20 protein-coding genes are annotated in these 22824 nt (G+C 42.4%); all 20 read left to right on the forward strand.

Going from position 1 to position 22824, the window contains the following annotated elements:
• The first annotated feature begins 5 nt into the window (after nt 1-5).
• The 20 genes from B6A27_RS10650 (at nt 6) to uvrC (ending at nt 22776) form a co-directional block, all read left to right on the forward strand.
• The gene (locus B6A27_RS10650; protein ID WP_139788112.1) at nt 6-2360 is read left to right on the forward strand and encodes an endonuclease MutS2; all 2355 of its coding nucleotides are present in this window, start codon (nt 6-8) and stop codon (nt 2358-2360) included.
• A gap of 15 nt (nt 2361-2375) precedes the next feature.
• Complete coding sequence (locus B6A27_RS10655; protein ID WP_044742983.1) at nt 2376-2783, forward strand: DUF350 domain-containing protein; 408 nt, start codon at nt 2376-2378, stop codon at nt 2781-2783.
• Between the two features lie 357 nt (nt 2784-3140).
• Entirely contained in the window at nt 3141-4829 is a 1689-nt protein-coding gene (locus tag B6A27_RS10660) for an AMP-binding protein (protein ID WP_080862093.1), read from the forward strand.
• An 87-nt stretch (nt 4830-4916) separates the two neighbouring features.
• Entirely contained in the window at nt 4917-5501 is a 585-nt protein-coding gene (locus B6A27_RS10665; RefSeq protein ID WP_080862094.1) for a fatty acid metabolism transcriptional regulator FadR, read from the forward strand.
• A 24-nt stretch (nt 5502-5525) separates the two neighbouring features.
• Nucleotides 5526-6299 (forward strand): enoyl-CoA hydratase, encoded by a 774-nt coding sequence (locus B6A27_RS10670; protein ID WP_080862095.1) that lies wholly within the window; start codon nt 5526-5528, stop codon nt 6297-6299.
• Between the two features lie 79 nt (nt 6300-6378).
• The gene (locus B6A27_RS10675) at nt 6379-7152 is read left to right on the forward strand and encodes an electron transfer flavoprotein subunit beta/FixA family protein (RefSeq protein WP_080862096.1); all 774 of its coding nucleotides are present in this window, start codon (nt 6379-6381) and stop codon (nt 7150-7152) included.
• Nucleotides 7153-7454: 302 nt separating this feature from the next.
• On the forward strand, nt 7455-8432 hold the full coding sequence (locus B6A27_RS10680) for an electron transfer flavoprotein subunit alpha/FixB family protein (protein ID WP_066146340.1): 978 nt from the start codon (nt 7455-7457) through the stop codon (nt 8430-8432).
• Nucleotides 8433-8653: 221 nt separating this feature from the next.
• Nucleotides 8654-8968, forward strand: a complete 315-nt coding sequence (trxA, locus tag B6A27_RS10685; protein WP_044742977.1) for a thioredoxin — start codon at nt 8654-8656, stop codon at nt 8966-8968.
• Nucleotides 8969-9456: 488 nt separating this feature from the next.
• The gene (locus B6A27_RS10690; protein WP_066146337.1) at nt 9457-10200 is read left to right on the forward strand and encodes an ABC transporter ATP-binding protein; all 744 of its coding nucleotides are present in this window, start codon (nt 9457-9459) and stop codon (nt 10198-10200) included.
• 70 nt (nt 10201-10270) lie between these two features.
• On the forward strand, nt 10271-11248 hold the full coding sequence (locus B6A27_RS10695; protein WP_369815482.1) for an aliphatic sulfonate ABC transporter substrate-binding protein: 978 nt from the start codon (nt 10271-10273) through the stop codon (nt 11246-11248).
• Nucleotides 11241-12080 (forward strand): ABC transporter permease, encoded by an 840-nt coding sequence (locus B6A27_RS10700; RefSeq protein ID WP_066146330.1) that lies wholly within the window; start codon nt 11241-11243, stop codon nt 12078-12080. Before B6A27_RS10695 ends, B6A27_RS10700 begins: the two co-directional genes overlap by 8 nt.
• 22 nt (nt 12081-12102) lie before the next feature.
• Nucleotides 12103-12636: an NADPH-dependent FMN reductase gene (ssuE, locus tag B6A27_RS10705; RefSeq protein WP_080862097.1), complete on the forward strand. Its 534-nt coding sequence runs from the start codon at nt 12103-12105 to the stop codon at nt 12634-12636.
• A gap of 28 nt (nt 12637-12664) precedes the next feature.
• Nucleotides 12665-13792 carry an FMNH2-dependent alkanesulfonate monooxygenase gene (ssuD, locus tag B6A27_RS10710; RefSeq protein WP_080862098.1) on the forward strand — a complete coding sequence of 376 codons (1128 nt, stop codon included), beginning with the start codon at nt 12665-12667 and terminating at the stop codon, nt 13790-13792.
• Nucleotides 13793-14040: 248 nt separating this feature from the next.
• Nucleotides 14041-14985 (forward strand): NAD-dependent epimerase/dehydratase family protein, encoded by a 945-nt coding sequence (locus tag B6A27_RS10715; RefSeq protein WP_080862099.1) that lies wholly within the window; start codon nt 14041-14043, stop codon nt 14983-14985.
• Between the two features lie 138 nt (nt 14986-15123).
• Nucleotides 15124-16620 (forward strand): alkaline phosphatase family protein, encoded by a 1497-nt coding sequence (locus tag B6A27_RS10720; RefSeq protein WP_080862100.1) that lies wholly within the window; start codon nt 15124-15126, stop codon nt 16618-16620.
• Nucleotides 16580-17341, forward strand: coding sequence for a glycosyltransferase family 2 protein (locus tag B6A27_RS10725; protein WP_080862101.1), 762 nt, complete (start codon nt 16580-16582; stop codon nt 17339-17341). Before B6A27_RS10720 ends, B6A27_RS10725 begins: the two co-directional genes overlap by 41 nt.
• Before the next feature lie 438 nt (nt 17342-17779).
• Nucleotides 17780-18541 carry a hypothetical protein gene (locus B6A27_RS10730; protein ID WP_080862102.1) on the forward strand — a complete coding sequence of 254 codons (762 nt, stop codon included), beginning with the start codon at nt 17780-17782 and terminating at the stop codon, nt 18539-18541.
• 23 nt (nt 18542-18564) lie between these two features.
• Nucleotides 18565-19488 (forward strand): FTR1 family iron permease, encoded by a 924-nt coding sequence (locus B6A27_RS10735; RefSeq protein WP_044742972.1) that lies wholly within the window; start codon nt 18565-18567, stop codon nt 19486-19488.
• A 52-nt stretch (nt 19489-19540) separates the two neighbouring features.
• Nucleotides 19541-20986, forward strand: a complete 1446-nt coding sequence (locus B6A27_RS10740) for a nucleoporin-interacting protein (RefSeq protein WP_080862103.1) — start codon at nt 19541-19543, stop codon at nt 20984-20986.
• A 17-nt stretch (nt 20987-21003) separates the two neighbouring features.
• The gene (gene uvrC, locus B6A27_RS10745) at nt 21004-22776 is read left to right on the forward strand and encodes an excinuclease ABC subunit UvrC (protein ID WP_080862104.1); all 1773 of its coding nucleotides are present in this window, start codon (nt 21004-21006) and stop codon (nt 22774-22776) included.
• Nucleotides 22777-22824: the final 48 nt, after the last annotated feature.

The raw sequence follows: 22824 nt of genomic DNA on the forward strand, positions 1-22824 counted from the left end.
CACCAGTGCAGGCACGAATGTTGAAAGCACTAGAATTCGATAAAGTAAAAGCACAGCTGTTGGAGCATGTTTCTTCCTCATTAGGAAGAGAAAAAGTGGAAAGGCTTGTTCCTTCATCCGATTTTGCTCAAGTCGTTCAGTGGCAGGAAGAGACGGACGAAGCGGTTTTGGCATTGCGGCTGCGCGGACATGCTCCGCTTGGCGGAATTTTTGATATTCGTTCAAGCTTAAAGCGAGCGAAAATTGGCGGAACATTAAGCGCCCATGAACTGTTGGACATTGCTAGCACTATTTATGCGAGCAGACAAATGAAACAATTTATTGACGCGCTAAACGACGAAAAGGAAGGGATTTTGCATTTGCTGCAATATGCCCAGCAAATGGTGGCCCTCCCAGAGGTGGAGCAGGCGATTAAGCGCTGTATTGATGATCATGGAGAGGTACTAGATCATGCTAGCGACAGGTTGCGCTCGATTCGTCAACAGCTCCGCACGACAGAAGCAAGAGTAAGGGAAAGGCTCGAAAGCATGATTCGGTCATCTTCAGCGCAAAAAATGTTGTCAGATGCGATTATTACCATTCGCAACGACCGCTATGTGATTCCAGTTAAGCAAGAATATCGCCATGCATACGGCGGCATTGTCCATGACCAATCATCTTCGGGAGCGACCTTATTTATTGAACCGCAAGTGGTGGTTGATTTGAACAATCAGCTTCAGGAAGCGCGGGTGAAGGAGAAACAGGAAATTGAGCGAATTTTAATAGAGCTGACAACAAAAGTGGCAGAGCATGCCGATGTGCTTTTGGCCAATGTCGATTGCCTAGCGGAGCTTGATTTCATTTTTGCTAAAGCAAAGTATGCAAAAAAAATAAGCGCAGCAAAACCGAAAATGAACCATGAAGGGTATATTCGTTTATTAAAAGCGCGCCATCCGCTCATTGACCCGAATATCGTTGTCCCAAACGATATCGAGCTTGGCAAGGAGTATGCAACAATTGTCATTACAGGACCAAATACAGGAGGAAAGACGGTCACATTAAAAACGATCGGTTTATTAACTTTGATGGCGCAGGCCGGTCTTTTTGTCCCTGCTCTTGATGGCTCCGAGCTGGCTGTATTTCGCTCTGTTTACGCTGATATTGGTGATGAGCAATCCATTGAGCAGAGCTTAAGTACTTTTTCCTCGCATATGGTCAACATTGTAGAGATTTTGCGGGAGGTGGACCACGAGAGCCTTGTTTTATTTGATGAGCTTGGAGCGGGAACAGATCCTCAAGAAGGAGCGGCATTGGCGATTGCTATTTTGGATGAGGTGTATGAGCGTGGAGCACGAGTGGTAGCGACCACTCATTACCCGGAATTAAAAGCTTACGGCTATAATCGCAGCGGTGTCATGAATGCGAGCGTGGAATTCGACATTGATACGCTAAGTCCAACGTACAAGCTGTTAATCGGTGTGCCGGGACGAAGCAACGCATTTGAAATATCGAAGCGGCTTGGATTAGCGGAAGCGATTATTGATCGCGCTAAGTCACAGATCAGCGTGGAAAGCAATAAAATTGAGAATATGATTGCCTCGCTTGAGCAAAGCAAAAAGCAGGCAGAGGAAGAATTACAAAAAGCGGAAGCCGTGCGTAGGGAAGCTGAACAGCTTCGCAGCGAATGGGAGAAAAAATGGGAAGACTTAAACGAAAAACGCGATGAATGGATGGATGAAGCGAAACGAAAAGCAGCAGAAATTATTAGAGCTTCACAGCGGGAAGCGGATGAAGTGATTCGGGAATTGCGGCATATGCAAAAGGAAAAGCTGGCACAAATTAAGGATCATGAATTAATTGCAGCAAAAAAACGATTAGAAGAGGCGATGCCGGCAATGGATGGACGCAAAAAGACAGCGATTAAACGGACAACTCGCCAATTCCAGCCAGGAGATGAGGTCAAAGCGATCCATTTAAATCAAAAAGGATATTTGCTCGAAAAAGTTTCTGACGATGAATGGCAAGTGCAGCTTGGTATTTTAAAAATGAAGCTGAAGGAAAAAGATCTCGAATATATCGGGAATGCCAAACAAGCTGAAACAAAGCCGATAGCAACAGTAAAAGGGAAGGAGTACCATGTTGGTTTAGAGCTTGATCTGCGTGGCGAACGATATGAGGATGCGATTGTTCGCGTTGAAAAATACATTGATGATGCTCTGCTGGCTGGATACCCACGTGTATCGATTATTCACGGAAAAGGAACAGGTGCGCTGCGCAAAGGAGTACAAGAGTTTTTGAAAAAGCATCGTTCTGTGAAAAGCATTCGCTTCGGAGAAGCTACGGAGGGCGGTACAGGCGTCACCATTGTCGAATTGAAATAGTGAGGGGAGAAGGCCATGAACTCCTTTTGGGAAAATGAAATCGTGAAGATTGCTGCAAATTTTAGTGTGGCTGTTTTATGTATGGTAGTTTTTTTAGCCATATTTGAATTAGTGACAAAATATAAAAATTGGGACGAAATAAAAAATGGGAATGTGGCCGTGGCTATGGCGACAGGCGGAAAAATTTTTGGCATCGCTAACATTTTCCGATATGCCATCAATCATCATGAATCCCTTTTATCGGTGATTGGCTGGGGTGTTTACGGATTTATTTTGCTGCTAGTGGCTTACTTTATTTATGAATTTTTAACGCCGAAATTTAACATTGATGAAGAAATTTCTAAAGATAATCGGGCAGTTGGACTGATTTCGATGATCATTTCCATTGGCTTATCATTTGTGATTGGGGAAAGCATTCGCTAGAACGGAGAGTTAATCAGATGGAAACATTGGCAAAGGTATTGTTTGTATTATGTGGCGTATTTCTTGTGATCGGTGTTATATATTGGCTCTTTTTTATATGAGAAGCGTCTACATCAAGTAGGCGCTTTATTTTTTCTAATGAACGACTTGTGATGTCAGATACGAAATTGGCTTGTCGCCTGCTTATACAGCGATAAAGGCTGACGCAGCACATGATCAGCTAGCACTGCGGGGGTCCTCCATTATGTTGAGATGAAGACGATTCTGTAACACAGGCTATTTTTTTAATGTAATTTTTTAAAAAATGTAATAAAATGAAAATAAATCGTCAGAATTATCAAAAATGGAGGAGATACGATGGAAAAACCTTGGCTTGCCCACTATCCCCCGCAAATCCCGCATCATCTGGATTATCCGCAGAAAACGTTGACTGATTATTTGCGAGAAACAGCAGCTCAGTTTGGACAAAAAGAGGCAATTGATTTTTTAGGAAAACGATTAACGTTTCACGATATTTATGAGCAGTCACTGAAGCTGGCGCGCTACCTCCTTGAGATTGGCTTGGCAAAAGGAGACAGGGTGGCGATCATGTTGCCTAATTGTCCGCAGGCCGTAATTAGTTATTATGGAGTTTTATTGGCTGGCGGAATTGTCGTTCAAACGAATCCTCTTTATATGGAAAGAGAACTGGAATATCAGCTTAAAGATAGTGAAGCAAGCATCATCATCACATTGGACATTTTATATCCGAAAGTAATGAAGGTGAAGGGAGCGACGCCATTAAAGCATGTGATTGTCACAAGGCTTCAGGAATATTTGCCGCTTGTCAAAAAAATCCTCTATCCATTCGTTCAAAAAAAGCAAAAGCAGCCCCTTGTCCGCATTGAAGAGCGAGACCACCAACATCGATGGGAAACGATCATGGCGACGTTCCAAAAGGAAGAAATTCATGTGGAGATTGATCCGATGGAGGATGTAGCCTTGCTACAATATACAGGCGGCACCACAGGGTTTCCTAAAGCAGCGATGCTGACCCATCACAACTTAATCGCTAACACAATTATGTGCGTTCACTGGATGTATCGCTGTCCGAAAGGAGAAGAAACCATTTTAGGAGTGTTGCCGTTTTTTCACGTGTATGGAATGACAACCATTATGAATTTATCGATTATGCAAGCTTATAAGATGATTTTGCTGCCGAAATTCGATATTAAGACGACATTAAAAACGATTGAAAAGAAAAGACCGACGTTGTTCCCAGGGGCCCCAACGATGTATATTGCCTTATTAAATGACCCCGATTTATCAAAATATGATTTATCATCCATTAAAGCGTGCATTAGCGGATCGGCTTCTCTTCCAGTGGAAGTGCAAGAAAAGTTTGAAGCGCTTACAGGTGGGAAAGTGATTGAAGGATATGGCTTAACGGAAGCTTCGCCAGTTACTCATGCCAACTTTTTATGGGATGGGGAGCGAGTGAAAGGAAGCATCGGTGTCCCGTGGCCTGATACAGAAGCAAAAATCATTTCTTTAGAAACGGGCGAGGAAGCGGATATGAACGAGATTGGCGAGCTTGTGGTCCGCGGGCCACAAGTGATGAAAGGCTATTGGAACCAGCCGTTTGAAACAGAGAGCGCACTGCGCGATGGGTGGCTTTATACAGGTGACATTGGCTACATGAATGAAAAAGGATATTTCTTCATTGTGGATCGCAAGAAAGATATGATTATTGCGAGTGGATATAATATTTATCCGCGAGAAGTAGAAGAAGTTTTGTATGAGCATCCGAAGGTTCGCGAAGCGGTTGTGGTCGGAGTTCCGCATGAATATCGCGGAGAAACCGTTAAAGCGTTTGTCGTTTTGAAAGAAGGGATGAATTGCACGGAGGAAGAATTGAATGAATTTATGAGAAGCAAGCTAGCATCCTATAAAGTACCGCGCATTTATGAATTTCGCAAAGAACTGCCAAAGACGGCGGTCGGAAAGATTTTACGCCGCGCATTAATTGAAGAAGAAACAAAAAAAGGAGAGGCAAAGCTTGGATAATTTTTTTTCTTGACAAATAGATGAGATAATTTTTAAAATTAAAACATGAATGATTATTCATTCATGTTTGAAGAAGGGGAATGACGATTGAAACGTAACAGTCCAAAATTTATGCAAATTATTGAAGCGGCAGTCATTGTAATTGCCGAAAACGGCTATCACCATGCACAAGTCTCGAAAATCGCTAAGCAAGCAGGTGTAGCCGATGGAACCATCTATCTCTACTTTAAAAATAAAGAAGATATTCTTGTGTCACTTTTTCAAGAAAAAATGGGTTCGTTTATTGAAAAAATTCAAAAAGAAATTGAAGGAATTTCGAGTGCTTCAGAGAAGTTATATATGTTAGTTAAAAAACATTTTGAGCTTCTGTCAGCTGATCATCACTTGGCGATTGTAACCCAGCTTGAATTGCGTCAATCAAGCAAAGAATTGCGCACTCGTATTAATGAAGTGCTGAAAGGTTATTTGCGGGTAGTGGAACAAATCATTAATGAAGGAGTAGAGTCTGGCGAGTTTCGCAGTGACTTGGATGTCCGCTTAGCAAGGCAGATGATTTTTGGAACAATTGACGAAACGGTGACAACGTGGGTGATGAATGAACAGAAGTATGACTTGGCCGCTTTGGCCAAACCGGTTCATGAGCTGCTAATAAGAGGCTGTTCAGCCTCTTGATTTTTGTAAAGGGGAGAGGAAAATATGGAGTTTTTGAAGGTCAATACGGAGGAATTAGTTGCAACTGTCACTTTTTCTCGTCCTCCTGCGAACGCATTGTCGTCCGCCGTTTTGAAAGAGCTTTCAAAACTGCTGGATCAGTTGAAGGACGATGAACGCGTTCGTGTCATTTTACTTCACGGAGAAGGTAGATTTTTTTCAGCTGGTGCTGATATTAAAGAATTTACAACCATTGGTGCAAGGGAGCAGGCAACGGAGTTGGCGCGTGCCGGACAGCAGGTAATGGAGAAGCTTGAACAGTTTCCAAAGCCAGTTATTGCCGCTATTCATGGTGCCGCTCTTGGTGGCGGATTGGAACTGGCGATGGGTTGCCATATTCGCATTGTGGCTGAAAATGCAAAGCTTGGATTGCCAGAGCTCCAGCTTGGTCTTATTCCGGGATTTGCAGGAACACAGCGCTTAACACGCTATGTAGGGATTGGAAAGGCGGCTGAAATGATGTGGACGGCTGAACCGATCACGGGAGTGGAAGCTGTTCAGTGGGGATTAGCGAATAAAGCTGTACCAGAAGAACAGCTGTTGCAGGAAGCGTTGGCATTAGCCAATAAAATCGCACAAAAGAGCCCTGTATCGATAAGCGCGACGCTTGAACTGCTTAATGCGGCAAAATCGCAGCCTTTTCATGAAGCAGTACAGCTTGAAGCGGAGTTGTTCGGCAAGGTATTTGTATCCGAAGATGGAAAAGAAGGTGTGCAAGCGTTCATTGAAAAGCGCCCGCCGCAATTCCAAGGAAAGTGAAAACGCTCTTTATTGTCTTTAATTTACAGAATATTTAAAAGTGAACAAATGTTTGATAAACACACAGGGAGGGCTTTCCATGAATATTTTTGTTTTAATGAAACGCACATTTGATACAGAAGAAAAAATTGTCATTCAAAATGGCCAAGTCAATGAAGATGGAGCAGAATTCATCATCAATCCATATGATGAGTATGCGATTGAGGAAGCGATCCAAGTGCGCGATAAGTTCGGAGGAGAGATTACTGTCGTGGCGGTCGGCAATGAAGAAGCTGAAAAAGAATTGCGAACCGCTCTTGCTATGGGATGCGATAAAGCGGTCTTGATCAATACAGAAGACGATGTTGAAGAAAGCGATCAATATACAACCGCGAAAATTATTGCGGAATTTTTAAAAGATAAGCAGCCGGATTTGATTCTCGCGGGCAATGTTGCCATTGACGGAGGATCAGGGCAAGTAGGTCCACGCGTAGCAGAAATGCTTGACATTCCTTATGTAACCACCATTACAAAGCTTGAGATCGACGGTGGAAAAGCGACGGTTGTCCGCGATGTAGAAGGCGATGAGGAAGTCATCGAAGCCTCGCTTCCGTTATTAGTGACAGCACAACAAGGGCTTAACGAGCCTCGCTATCCTTCGTTGCCGGGAATCATGAAAGCGAAAAAGAAACCGCTTGATGAATTAGAATTAGATGATCTTGATCTCGAAGAAGAGGATGTAGAGCCAAAAACAAAAACAGTGGAAATTTTCTTGCCGCCGAAAAAAGAAGCGGGGAAAATTCTTCAAGGAGAATTAGAGGAGCAAGTGAAGGAGCTTGTAACGCTTTTGCGCACAGAAGCGAAAGTAATTTAACCGCTTTCCAAAAGAAGTCTCCATCTTCAAGGAACGTGAAGGGCGACAGGCCAGCGAGTAGGTGGGGAGATGAATTTCGATTGGCAATCGCCAACGGATAGGATGCTCTATCGTTCGAACGGACTCCTTCGGAACGAAGGGAAGCGAAAGGGTTCTTGTGTGTGGCTTACCGTTCAGCGAACACGCACAAGTCGCTTGAAGCCCCCTCCTCTAAGCGAAGCGTAGGTGGTGGGGAGATCACTTTGAACAAAACCGAATGGCATAGCAAAACAGCCTATTTTTCACATACGGGGGGATCCAATATGACTCGAAAAGTATTAGCATTAGCGGAAATTCGTGACGGATCATTAAGAAATGTATCATTTGAGGCCATTGCGGCAGCTAAAACGATTGCCCAAGGCGGAGAGGTTGTCGCTGTATTAGCAGGAGAAAGCGTCCAAGCTTATGCCAATGAACTGATTGCTTACGGCGCCGATCGTGTGGTTGTCGTGGAAAGCGATCAATTAAAAACGTACACACCAGATGGATATGGTCAAGCACTAATGGCAGCGATTGATGCCGAAAAGCCAGAAGGAATTGTATTTGGGCACACTGCTCTTGGAAAGGACTTATCGCCAAAATTAGCAACTAAGCTGAATGCTGGATTAATTTCAGATGTTGTTGCTATTGAAGAAAAAGATGGAGAACTCCTATTTACGCGTCCTATCTACTCCGGAAAAGCCTTTGAAAAGAAGACAGTGACAGATGGCCACATCTTTGTGACGATTCGTCCAAACAATATTTCAGCCCTTTCTCGCGACGATGCTCGCTCTGGCAATGTAGAGAGCCTGTCTGTTGATATTAAAGACTTGCGAACCATTGTGAAAGAGGTTGTGCGCAAAACAGCGAAAGGCGTTGACTTATCAGAAGCGAAGGTCATTGTGGCTGGCGGACGCGGAGTGAAAAGTGCGGAAGGATTTAAGCCGCTTCAAGAATTAGCTGATGTTCTTGGAGGAGCTGTGGGAGCCTCGCGGGGAGCATGCGATGCCGGATATTGCGATTATTCCTTACAAATCGGGCAGACCGGTAAAGTAGTCACTCCAGATTTATATATTGCTTGCGGAATTTCAGGGGCGATTCAGCACTTAGCTGGCATGTCCAATTCAAAAGTGATTGTTGCGATTAACAAAGATCCAGAAGCCAATATCTTTAAGGTAGCCGATTATGGAATCGTAGGGGATTTATTTGAAGTGGTGCCGTTGCTGACAGAGGAATTCAAAAAGCTAAAAGTTCACTCCTAAGTTTTAAGAAAACGGGCAAAGTTCTATCGGCTTTGCTCGTTTTTTTGTTATAATTATTGGCTGAAAGCAAATATTAGAACTGAAGCAAAAAGTTAGCACCTTCTGTTATAAAGTGATATACTTCTTACAGATGTGTAGCTGAAAAGCGATTGGATGAGAAAAAACGCCGAGTTTCGTCGCGCAACATTCACATTTATTATGAAAGTAGGAGGAATGAAATAATGGCGATTGTCAATGCGACTGATCAAACATTTACAACTGAAACAAGCACAGGGGTTACATTAGTGGACTTCTGGGCTCCATGGTGCGGACCTTGCCGCATGATTGCGCCAGTATTAGAAGAATTAGCTGAAGACTTGGGCGATAAAGTAAAAATTGTTAAAGTAAATGTTGATGAAAATCAAGAAACTGCATCTAAATATGGTGTAATGAGCATCCCGACTTTGTTGGTATTCAAGGATGGCGATGTTGTCGATAAAACAGTTGGTTTCCAACCGAAGGAAGCGCTTGCCCAACTATTAGAAAAGCATCTGTAATAGCAAACATGCTTTACAAAGAGACTCAGCTTGGCTGAGTCTCTTTTTTTTGACTATATAGATGACATGTGACAGGTTAATGTTTGTGTCATACGTGGCGAAAAAAACATTTGCTGTAAGAGCTTCCGGCTGTGAAGGTTGACATATACCGTTCCATTCATCATATGTATACAGCACAGGGACCGTAAGTGAATCAATGAAATTTCACATCACAAGTATCTACATAAAAATGTAAAAAAAGGATTGACGAGAGAATATGTTATCACTTATAATCTTAACCAATAAATCCGATGTGTTAACTTGGAATAGAGGGTGGCTGATCGGATAGACCGAAGGCTTTTGATGTAGATCATCAAAAGCTTTTTTAGTAAAAAAAATCATAGTTAATTCATCGGGATAATATGAATTAAAAGGAGGTGCGATGTATATTCAAGACTGCATGCCTGACTTTTTATTATATCATTACATAAAAGAAGGAAGTGAGGCTGGTGAGCATTCAAGTCTGGATAACAGATAAATCCTTTCAAAATGGAGTAGCCACAGTACCTGTGCTGCAAAATATTCAGTTAGATATTGAAGAAGGAGAATTTGTTACGATCATTGGTCCAAGCGGTTGCGGGAAAAGCACGCTCTTAAAGATCATAGCGGGTCTTGATGAAGATTACAAAGGAACAGTTAAGTTCAATGATCAAGAGACGGAGAGAGGATTTATCTTTCAAGAACATCGCCTATTCCCTTGGTTTACAGTAGAGGAAAATATAGCACTGAATTTACCATTAAAAGATCGTCAGATTCGCCAAAAGATAGATGAATTAGTGGACATTGTAAGATTAAAAGGATTCGAAAAAGCTTATCCAAAGGAATTGTCTGGGGGAATGGCACAAAGAGTTGCCATTGCCAGAGCGCTGTTGCGCGAGCCTAAAGTTTTATTGCTGGATGAACCTTTTAGCGCTCTTGATGCGTTTACGCGGAAGCATTTGCAGGATGTCCTCTTTGAAATATGGAAAAGCAAGCAAATTACGATGATTTTAGTCACTCATGACTTAGATGAAGCCGTTTACCTTGGGACGAAATTAGTTATTATGAATGCAAAGCCAGGGAGGATCAGTAAAACGATTCCTGTCCATTTGCCATTTCCGCGCCAGCGAGCGCATGCTTCTTTTCAGGAGATGAGACAAAAGGTTTTAGAAGAATTCGAAAAAAACGAAGCCTCTCTTTTTATAAAAAGCTAGAGATGTTAACGGGAGAAGGAGCTGATGCGATATGAAAAAAATCCATCTTTTTCTAGTACTATTAGCATTCATGATTGCAAGTACAGGATGCTCAAAGCAAGAGGTTAAGAGCGCTGGGGAATCTAAAACGAAAACGATTCGCATCGGCATTCAGCAAAGTTTAGGACCGCTATTGCTAGCAAAGGAAAAGGGATGGTTTGAAAAAGAATTTGCCAAAGACGGTGTGAAGGTACAGTGGATTGAATTCCAAAGCGGCCCCCCTCATTTTGAAGCGATGGCATCCAATAATCTCGACTTTGGAGCTGTTGGAAATTCTCCAGTTATTTCTGCTCAAGCAGCTGGAATTGATTTTAAGGAAATTAGTAAAGGATCAAATGGAGAAAAGGGAGATGCGATCCTTGTTCCCAAGGACAGCAGCATTCATGATTTAAAAGATTTAAAAGGGAAAAAGATCGCAGTGGCTAAAGGAAGTAGCGGTTTCAATTTTTTATATAAAGCGCTTGAATATGCAGGCTTAAAGGCATCTGACATTGAAATGATTCAGCTGCAGCCAGATGAAGCACAGGCCGCCTTTGAAACAAAAAAGGTAGATGCTTGGGCTATTTGGGAACCATTTATTTCATATGAAGTGATTAAAAAACAAGCAAGAGTGATTGCAGATGGCGAAGATTTGCATGCATACTCTCCGGGTTTTGTTATAGCGCGTACGAAGTTTATTGAAAAAAATCCGGATTTAACAGTCAAATTTTTAAAAGTATATGAGCAAGTCCGCCGCTGGCAAAACGAACATTTTGAGGAAGCTGTTGATCTTTATGCCAAAGCTAAGAAATTGGATAAACAAGTCGTAATACGAGCATTGCAGAACAATCCGCCACTCAACGAACCGATTACGGAGGATATTATTCAGGCACAGCAACAAACTGCAGATTTTCAATATGAACAAAAGGTTATCAAAACAAAAATTGATGTAAGCAAGGTTGTTGATAATCGCTATATTAACAAGGCATTACAAGAATTAAAGAAAGAAGGTGAGAAACAGAATGAATAAAACGACGATTGTGGCCAATCCTCCGTTGAAGAGGAGAGCTTGGAGCAAAATCCCGTTTCAAAAGGTAGAAGCGCGAAAATGGATATCACCGCTCCTCATCCCGCTAGCCATTCTCATTATTTGGCAGCTGTTCGGACAATTTGGAGAGGTTTCTAAAACGGTCTTGCCAACCCCGTTCGATATCGCAACAGCAACCTACAAGCTCATCCTCTCTGGGGAGCTAGTCATGCACTTGAAAATTAGCACCATTCGCGCACTATCCGGGTTTTTAATTGGAGCAGCTGCAGGCCTAATCGCGGGAATTGCTGTTGGCTTTTCAACAAGAACAGAAGAGGTGCTTGATCCAACGCTGCAAATGCTGCGTACGATTCCGCATTTGGCGGTAGCTCCCTTGTTTATTTTATGGTTGGGGTTTGGTGAAGCCTCCAAGGTCCTGCTTATTGCTAAAGGAGCATTTTTCCCTATTTATGTAAATACTTTTCTCGGCATAAGGGGAGTCGATGCCAAATTGTTTGATGTGGCGCGTATTTTTCACTTTAATACGTGGCAAAAAATTAAGCTGCTTATTTTTCCTTCTGCTCTTCCTAATGTTTTGCTAGGCATTCGCTTATCTTTAGGGGCAGCATGGCTTAGCCTTGTGGTTGCAGAGCTGATGGGGTCAACGGAAGGAATTGGCTATATGATGATGGATGCAAGACAATTTAGCAATACAGATATTGTATTTGTAGGGATTATCTTATTCGCACTCGCTGGAAAAGTAACCGATTCGTTTGTACGACTGTTGGAAAAATGGCTGCTTCGTTGGCAGGATACGTATAAAGGAACGATGTAAAACGAACAAGGAGGAAGATCAAATGGCAAACATTATTTTAATTTCAGGAAGTCCATCCAAGCAATCAAAAACGGCCAAAGTGGCGAATTATTTGCAAAAACAACTCCAAGAACGCAATCACGATGCTCAATGCATTCACGTTCGCGATTTGCCGGCAGAGGATTTATTACACGCTAAATTTACTAGTGAAGCGATAAGACATACACATGAACTAATTGAAAGAGCTGACGCCATCATTGTCTTAAGCCCTGTCTACAAAGGGAGCTATACAGGAATTTTAAAAGCGTTTCTCGACTTATTACCAGAGAAGGCTTTTGCAAACAAAATCATTGCCCCGGTGGTTACGGGAGGAACAATCGCTCATTTGTTATCGATTGAATATTCCTTAAAGCCGATTTTCTCTATTTTAGGGGCGCGGGAGATTTTGCATGGAGTCTTTATATTAGATCAGGCGATTGAGAAGGATGAAAGAGGAGAAATCACCTTTCAAGGAGACGCAAAGCAGCGGCTAGAGGATCTGATTCGCTCAATCTCCATAGAAAAAGCATCGGTTTAACTTTTAAATGGGAAAAGGGGGAAAAAGAATGGAACTATTATGGTTTATTCCTTCTCATGGGGATGGTCGCTATCTTGGAACGACTAAAGGTGGGCGTGAAGCAGAATATACGTACTTTCGGCAAATTGCTCAAGCAGCGGATCGCCTTGGTTATAAGGGGGTATTGATTCCGACGGGAAAGTCATGCGAAGATCCATGGCTACTTGCTGCAGCATTGGCAGCGGAAACTCGGCAGCTTCGATTTCTTGTAGCCGTTCGGCCAGGCTTAATGACACCTACTCTTGCTGCAAGAATGGCCTCCACGCTTGATCGTTTGTCTGAAGGGCGCTTGCTGATTAATGTGGTAGCTGGAGGAGATCCGGTAGAGCTTGCAGGGGATGGAGTATTTTTAAGCCATGATGAGCGATATGAGGCGACAGATGAATTTTTAACGATTTGGCGCCAGCTGTTAAGCGGAGAAGAGGTAACATTTTCAGGAAATCATTTGAAGGTAGAGGGAGCAAAACTGCTGTTTCCGCCTGTAAATAAACCTCATCCGCCGATTTATTTCGGAGGTTCGTCATCAGCCGGCCAGCGTGTAGCTGCCAAACATAGTGATGTCTATTTGACATGGGGGGAACCGCCGAAACAAGTGGAACAGAAAATTGCGAGTGTGAAAAAATTAGCGGAACAGCACGGAAGAAATATCGAATTTGGCATTCGCCTTCATGTCATTGTGCGTGAAACGGAAAAAGAGGCGTGGGAAGCAGCGGATCGCTTGATTCAATATGTAGATGAAAAAACCATTCAAGAAGCACAGCGGGTATTTTCTCGCTACGATTCGATCGGTCAGCAAAGAATGAAGCAACTGCATAACGGCCGGAGAGAGTCGTTGGAAATTAGCCCGAATTTATGGGCAGGAATTGGTCTTGTAAGAGGCGGGGCGGGAACAGCTTTAGTAGGGGATCCGCAAACGGTAGCCAATCGTTTATTAGAATACCATCAATTAGGGATTAAACATTTCATTCTATCAGGTTATCCTCATCTTGAGGAGGCCTATCGCGTAGCTGAATTACTATTTCCTCTTTTACCACTCCATCACAGTAAACAAAAACAAGCAGTCGTTCAAGGAGAAGTGATTGGAAACGAATTTTTCCCATCCTTTATTAAAGTTTAAATAGGAAAAGGAGCCTGCTTTTTATCAACAGGCTCTTTTCTGTTTGGATAAAATCAATCTAAGAGATGTGATGGTGATTATTGACATTGATTATTATTCTCTCTATAATCGATTTGCAATGAAGCTTCATTTTTGAATCACAATCTGTTTGGAGATAAGGACGCTTTTGCTGTTAGAAACGGAATATCGTGTCTTTGCTTTCTTGTTGTGGTACGATGAATGGGGAAAAGTGTAGTGGGGTGAAGTCATTGAATGTTTTAGTAACAGGAGGAGCTGGCTTTATTGGCAGTCACCTCGTAAAAAAACTCCTTTCTCTCGGACATCGTGTTGCGGTGATTGATAATTTCCATCCTTATTATTCTCCAGAACGAAAGCGGAGGCAATTTCAGGTTTTGACAAGCGGATACGATGTGCATCTATATGACGTAGATTTGCTTGACGAGAAACGGACTGAATCCATTTTTAAGCAATATCAACCCGATTGTGTTTATCATTTAGCGGCTTTGCCTGGCGTTCCAAAGTCTTTGCTACAGCCGCTTGATTATGTTGATTATGATATTAAAGCGACGATTAATGTTTTGACTGCTTCGGGACGCTCAGGGGCCAAGCATGTTTTGTTCGCTTCTTCTTCCTCAGTATACGGTAATCAAGAGAGAGTACCACTCAAGGAAGAGATGGCGACAGGAAACGTTATTTCTCCCTATGCTGCTGCAAAATATGGCGCAGAATCATTTTGTCATGCTTATGCTCATTTATTTGGCTATCGGCTTACCATTTTTCGTTATTTTACAGTCTATGGTCCTTGGGGACGACCGGATATGGCGATCAGCCGATTTATTCATCTGCTTTCTCGCGGGGAAGAAATTGTGGTGTATGGAACGAGGACGGCGCGCGATTATACTTTTATTGATGACATTGTCGACGGGATGGTTTTAGCTTTGCGGCGCAACGGACCAAACGATGCGTTTAATTTAGGTTCGGGACGGCCGATTACAATGGAGCAATTGTTAAAGAAGCTGCGGATTTATTTTCCAAAAATGAGAGTAAACTATGCATCAGAACGAAAGGGGGATGTGAAAGAAACATGGGCCGATATTACAAAAGCGCAGCAGGCTTTCGATTATCGACCAACGGTTCCATTTGAAAAAGGATTGGAAAAAACGATTGAGTGGGCGAGAGAATATGAGGCGTAAATACAAGATATATGGGTCATACGAACGATAGGATTTATACTTATGTTTGTGATTATAAGAATGGCGCTATGATATGTTTACTATTTCCGAAGGCGATGAACCAGATGCATTTGTTGATGGAAGGGGAGGGGGACTCAAATGAAAAAAGCCTCGAAGTTTGAAAAAATTGCAGCCCGTTGTTGGAATTTATTAAATGAAGGAAAGCCATTTACCCCTATTTTTGTCATTGGTACAATGCTGCTTTATCATAGTATGGATATCGGACAAGGGGAGCATATAAAGCCGCTTTTGCTTGGTTTGCTGCTTGTGCTTCCGCTTTTTGTGATGTATTACCGATATGATTATCCGTTATTTTTGCGGAATTATTTATGGATTCCATACATCGTGTTTTTGCTTGTGTGGCCATTTACCGATGTGAAGCTATTATTGTTAGCTGTCGGGCTCTACTTCTTTTTTACCGTCTTTTTTTGGGGAACGCTCTATTATCATTTGCGAATTGGTACAACCTGGTGGAATTTTACTCGATTTTGGAAGCTTGTATTAAAAAATAGTGATTCGACGAGCGGCAATGCCCAAGAACAGCTTCCGAAATTTTTATTGCTATTGTCCCTTTGGCAATACAGCTATGAGCAGATCAGCATGGATTGGAAAATGATTTCATATGAAGCTCTCGGGCTTTATTACGCTTTTGTTTTTTTATTTTCTTTTATTCTCCATAAATATTTATTTGATTGGAAGCCGAAAGTAATTCCTACCTACACGAATAATGTAGAAGAACCGAAGCGTGCACTCAATGAAAAAGTAATTGTGATCGTCATTGACGGAATGCGGAAAGACCGCTTTGAGCAAGCCGAAGCGCCATTTTTAAAAGCATTGCGCAAGAACGGAACGGAGTTTAAGCAAATGGAGACTGTTTATCCAGCTCGTACGGTCGTTTGTTTTACTTCCATGTTTACGGGCACATATCCATTTGAGCATGGCATTCAATCAAATATGGTATGGAAGCTGGGCATAAAAGTAGAAAGCATTTTTGATTCGCTTAGAAAAGTTGGCAAAAAAGGCCGATTGTTAGGAATTGCCCATCTTGTTGATTCGTTTGGCGCCGATGTTGAAACGGTAACCGCGGTGATGAAGAATGATGTTGCGGATCGAAACATTATAGAACGCGCCAAGTTCATCATGAAGGAGCAAGACCCTGATTTATTAATTATTCAGTTGATTGCAACAGATCAAACAGGGCACAGCCGCGGTGTATTTTACGATGAATATGCTCAAAAAATCGCCGAGGCCGATGCTCTGATTCAAGAATATGTCGAATGGCTCGAAAAAGAGGGAAAATTACAAAACGCCACATTCATTATTTGCTCTGACCACGGTCAATCAGACGGAATTGGGGGACATGGTCATCTTGATGAAGGTGAACGATATGTTCCTTTTTTTATGTATGGACCAACTATAGAAAGCGGAAAACAAGTAGAAGAAAAGCATAGTCTTGTGTCGCTTGCCCCAACGATCGCTTATTTATTGGGAGCACCCTATCCGAGCCATAGCCGTGGACCTGTTCTGATTGAAGCGATACGAAAGAAGGGAAATCATGAAAAAGCAGAAAGTAATCGTATTTCTACCGGCGCATAATGAGGAAGCTGCTATTGCTGAGGTGATACAAAAAGTACCACGTCATTTCCATCCGCTTGTAGAAGTGAGCGTATTAGTGATTGATGATGGGTCAACCGATCAAACAGTAGCGGTGGCTAAAGAAGCAGGAGCGGACTATATATACAAAATGGGGCGCAATTGCGGGCTTGGCGCGGCCGTCAGAAAAGGATTGCAAGAATGCCTGCGCCTTGGTGCTGATATTAGCGTAATGATTGATGCGGATAACGAGTATCCAGCGGAGCAAATTCCGGAATTACTGGCTCCTATTTTTAAAGGGGAGGCAGATTATACGATGGGATCGCGTTTTCTTGGTGAAATTCGCGGAATGAAATGGCATCGCCGCATCGGCAATTATTTTTTCACATGTCTGCAATCTTTGCTCCTACGAACATGGATTTATGACGGCCAGTCGGGTATGCGCGCTTTTTCGCGTCAAGCAATGGAGCATGCGCATATTATTCATGACTATAATTATGCCCAAGTATTGACCCTTCATTTAGTTCGCAAAGGGTTTCGGATGAAAGAAGTGCCCATCCGTTATAAAGCAAGGACAACGGGCCGTTCGTTTATTAAGTTTTGGGCCTATATGTCAGCGGTTTTTCCGGCAATATGGAAAGAAATGAAGCGCCCTGTAAAAAAAGTCGACATCGACTTTACAGCCCATCGATTGCCCGATATGGTTAAAAAGCAATGCTCCTAGCGGGACAGAGCGCGGAATGGATAAACGCGCTTTTCTAAGAAAGGGAGGCTTCGCTCTTTTCAGTAATAAGATAGATTTCTTTCAATCGCAGCTTCGTATGACAAACGCGGCATGGTCGGCTGCCGAAAAGCGGGTGATGGGCTCTGTCGTCTATCTAAAATGCAGCTGAAAGATTGAACGAGCTCCATGGTAGGAAGGCAGGTCCACAGGCTTGCCTTTTTGTCACGCATTCGCGTGATGAAGATTGGAACAGCACGGCTTTCAGACCTATTCGTGGGTTGGCCAAGCATTGTTGTTCGGATGCCCGACGGTGGAAAAAGCTCTAAGCTTTATATCGAGGTAAACCTATCAATATCAAGTTGCATGAATGCATACAGTGCATGATTGACAGGAATCGTGATAATCATTATCATTGAATATGTGGGAGGAGATCATTGGATGAAGGCGATGCGCTTATTTTTTTGTTTGTTATTGATATTCATTCTCAATTACGTTCCGAACCATGTTTTGGCTTATTCATACGGTGATCCAAATCAAGAAAAAATAGCAGAGGCTTATAAACAAATGGCTGAAAAGCTGAATCAGGAGCCGCCAAACTTTTCTGAAGCCAAAACGATTTTTGAAACGGTGAAGGAAGAAATTGAGATGCATATGGGGGAGGAGCCAGTGGAAACGGTGCTGGCTGATATTAAGAAAAAAGATAAAGAAGCGACTATAAAAGATATGAAGAAAGTTCTTGTTTTAAATATTGCCCGCCGTCTTGAAAATATTGAGGAGAATTTTGACCAGTACGAAACAAGTAAACGATTATTAGCGAAAGCGTTTGCTACATATGAAGCCCTTTCTCCCGCTGTTCAATCGCAAGACGCTGAGCTTGATCAACGGTTGCGGGACGAGTTTAATAAAGCGCTGCAATCATTAGGAAATCCGGGATTGTTTGGCGTCGGTCAAAAACAATCGAATGTTGAGCAATTTAAAAAAAGCGAACAAACGATTTTGAGCTCGCTGCAAAAGCAGTTTGCATTGAAAAGCTTAAAAGTTGGGCATTTTTCAGAGAACGCCACTGAAAAAAAGGAAACGGCATCAAGTCAAAACGAATGGACAGATTTATCGAAGGTAAAAAACTGGCTTCCGCTTCTTGTATTAGTGGCGGCTATTGTTGCGGTTGTCATCTATGCCGTGCGCCGGAAACGAAACTGACCGTTTAGAAAGGAGAGCTGCTGATGGAGGTTCAAGCGCTGTTAATTACGTTTCGTGAAGTATTAGAGGCCCTGCTTATCGTCGGAATTATTACCTCTTATTTAAAGAGAGTGAATCATACGAAATATACGAAATATGTATGGCTGGGGGCCGGCTTGGCGGTGCTGGCAAGCGCTGGAGTGGCTCTTCTTTTTCAGGTCGTTTTTACCGGGTTTGCGGCAATGGGCAGCGAAATGTATTTAAAAGTTTCGATTATGCTTGTTTCGACCATCTTATTGACACAAATGGTGTTTTGGATGGCTGAGCATAGCCGCGACATGAAAAGAAATATGGAAGGAAAGATGGATCGCTTTATTACTACAGGAAATGTCATTGGGATGGTGATCCATTCGTTTTTAGTGGTGCTCCGTGAGGGGGTTGAAACGGTCTTTTTCTTTGCAGCCATCACAGGAGGAAATATCAGTGCCGCTATGCAAGGCTGGGGAGCCATTACTGGTGTGCTGCTTGCTGCGCTAGTAAGCTATTTCTTCTTTAAAGGAACGATGCGCATTCCGCTCAAAACCTTTTTTAAAGTCACAGGAGCTTTTATTCTATTGATTGCAGCCGGTCTGCTCGTTCAAGCGATTTCAATGCTGCAAGATTTAAATATTATTGGTAGCGTGATGCCTCATGTATATGATTTAACATGGCTGCTGCCTGAACATCCTATTGATTATGAGCACTATATTCGCGATCACGGGGTGCATCCGCTGCTTTCAGGGAACATCGGCGTCTTTTTAAAAGCGTTATTTGGCTATTCAGCGATGCCTTCTCTTGAAGAAATCGTTGCTTATATTGGTTATTTTGTCGTCATTTCTTTGCTCATTAATAGTCGACACGCAAAAAAGGGGGAACCAACAAGCGCTGATTCGCAAACGCTTGAACCCAAAACGAAGCAAATTATGTAAAAAGTACAGGACATAAAGGTCTTGTACTTTTTCATTTGTGAAGGTGAATGAGATGAAAAAATATTTTCTGGGAAATCATCGATATATGTCATATTTTGGTTTTTTAGCACTGGTTTTGCTGTTTGGAATTGAAATCTACTATGCAAGTCCATATGCTGCATCGTGGGACCAAGTGGATTTTGCCTTTGCTTTAGACCGCTATGATTTATTAGCGATGCAACCTCATTTTCCTGGCTATCCTTATTTTGTTTTGGGAGGAATGCTCGTTCATTCGTTTGTCGCTAATCCGGCAAAAGCTTTATCCGTTTTTAATGTGATGATGCTCGCATCAGCTTCAGTGCCTATTTTTTTGCTGGCAACACAATATAGTTCAAAAGAAAAAGCATGGATTGTTACAGTGCTAGTGCAATCAGCTAGCTATGTCGTATTGATTTGTCTTCAGCCGATGTCGGACGGAGCGGCATTAGCGGTTTTATGGTGGTATCTATGGGCGATTGAGCGGGCCAAAACTAGGCTTTCTTGGCACGCTCAACTATTGTCTTTGTTTGTATTTAGTTTGCTGTTAGGCATCCGGCTTTCATACGCTCCTTTTGCCCTTGCTTTCGCTTTTGTATGGTATGAAGATTGGCGAAAATATCGAAAAATCTCTCGTTTGTTGCTCTTTATTTTTTTGGCCGCCATGTTTCAATCCATTTGGATCATAGGGGTTGCTATGACAGAAGGAGGCTTGATGAGCTTTATTAAACTGGCTTTTTCGTTTACGAATGGGCATTTTCAGGAATGGGGAGGAACGGCCGCAACGGATCAGCAGTCGCTTTGGGAGCGAACAAGCTATTTTTTATTTCATAATATGGTTTGGATTGGTCTCTCTAGTCGTACTTTCGTCTTGTTGACAATATATATCGCGTTATTCGTTTGGGCGTTTTACTCTGTCCGACGCTTCTCTTTTCCGCGCTGGCTGCTTATTTGCATTTTTATGTATGGGATTTGGGCTTTGTTTGCTCAAAATATTGAGAAGCCGCGCCATGCTCTTCCCATTGTTCACTTTTTACTTTTTTATGGATGGCTTCGTTTTTTGGACAGAGGGATGCCGGCGTATAAGAAGCTGTTTACTCTCGCTGTTCTTGTGATCCAGCTTGTTGTTGGCACATGGAACTTGCGTGAGCAAGCCTTACACTTGCCAGCCACCTATCAATTAGCATATGATTTACAACAGAGGAAGGAACGGTTTGTTTTGTACACATGGGAAGAAGCGAGGGTGCTCGAATACCTTCGTGTCACCTTTCCGTATGAACAAGCCTTACATTTTTCATTTTTTTTACAACATCAAACGAACTATCCACATGCTAAAATTTATATAACGGATCATGTAGTGAAGGGATTCCAGTCACAAGGTGTATCGCTGACCGGACATTTGCGGAAAATCAAAACGTATGATTCAAGTAAGCTGGCGGATCCGGTATACGGCAAAATTACACTTTATGAATGGAAAGACTAAGCATTGGAGTGATTATGATGCATGATCACTTAAAAGAGAAGCTATCGTTTTTGCCAGAGCAGCCCGGCTGCTATTTAATGAAAGATAAAAATGGCACAGTGATTTATGTAGGAAAAGCGAAAGTATTAAAAAACCGTGTTCGTTCTTATTTTACTGGAACGCATGATGGAAAGACGCTGCGCCTTGTGAATGAAATAGCGGATTTTGAATATATTGTGACCTCATCAAATATTGAAGCGCTTATTTTAGAAATGAATTTAATCAAAAAATACGATCCAAAATATAATGTCATGCTCAAAGATGATAAAAGCTATCCATTTATTAAAATTACAGCTGAGGAGCATCCACGTCTCATTATTACAAGAAAGGTAAAAAAAGATCGCGGCAAATATTTTGGACCGTATCCGAACGTGCAGGCTGCAAATGAGACTAAAAAATTGCTCGATCGCATGTATCCGCTTCGCAAGTGCGCGTCCCTGCCGAACCGCGCCTGTCTTTATTATCATATGGGACAATGTCTCGCTCCGTGTATCTATTCGGTTTCGGAACAACAAAATAAAGAAATAGTGGAACAGATTGTCCGTTTTTTAAACGGGGGACACCAAGACATAAAAAAAGAATTGGTTGAAAAAATGAACAAAGCAGCAGAAGCCCTTGAATTTGAACGAGCTAAAGAATACCGTGATCAAATTGCGCATATTGAAGCGATGATGGAAAAACAGAAAATGACGATGAAGGATTTTGTTAACAGAGATGTGTTCGGCTACTCCTATGACAAAGGATGGATGTGCGTCCAAGTCTTTTTTATTCGTCAAGGAAAGCTAATCGAGCGGGATGTTTCGATCTTTCCGCTGCATCAAGATCCCGATGAAGAGCTGCTCACATTTTTAGGACAATTTTACTCCAAGGAGAATCATTTTAAGCCAAAAGAAGTAATCCTGCCGCTTGAGGTTGACGGAAGTTTGGCTGAGCAGTTGCTCCAGGTGCCTGTTATTCAGCCGAAAAGAGGAAAGAAAAAAGAGCTGGTCGATCTTGCGAGTAAAAATGCAGCGATCGCTTTAAAAGAGAAGTTTTATCTTATTGAACGCGATGAAGAACGAACGGTTAAAGCGGTTGAAAACTTAGGAGTTGCGTTGAACATTCCAACACCGCATCGAATCGAAGCGTTTGATAATTCTAATATCCATGGGGCTGATCCGGTTTCGGCGATGGTGGTGTTTATCGACGGCAAGCCTGAGAAAAAAGAATATCGCAAATATAAAATTAAAACTGTGAAGGGGCCAGATGATTATGAATCAATGCGCGAGGTTGTACGGCGGCGATATAGCCGTGCTTTAAAGGAACGCCTTCCTCTTCCGGATTTGATTTTAATTGATGGAGGAAAGGGACATCTGGCGGCTGTTCGCGATGTGTTAGAAAATGAGTTGGGCTTGGAAATTCCGCTTGCCGGTCTTGTAAAAGACGACAAGCATCGCACATCGGAATTAATCATGGGAGATCCACCACAAATCGTGCCATTGTCGCGAAACAGCCAAGAATTTTATTTGCTGCAGCGCATTCAGGATGAAGTCCATCGTTTTGCTATTACGTTTCATCGCCAGACGCGAGGAAAATCGTTATTTCAGTCCGCGCTTGACCACATTCCGGGAGTTGGAGAAAAGCGAAAAAAAGCGCTTCTTAAGCATTTTGGCTCTTTAAAAAATATAAAAGAAGCGACGATTGAGGAGCTGCAAAAAGCGGCGATTCCTCGCGCAGTTGCTGAAAAAATTTATGAAAAGCTGCGAGAATAGTATTGTCAATTGGAGAAAAAGCTGATACAATCACCTTAATTGCATATT

It is taken from the genome of Anoxybacillus sp. UARK-01 (genome assembly GCF_002075365.1).
In the GTDB taxonomy this organism is placed as follows: domain Bacteria; phylum Bacillota; class Bacilli; order Bacillales; family Anoxybacillaceae; genus Anoxybacteroides; species Anoxybacteroides rupiense.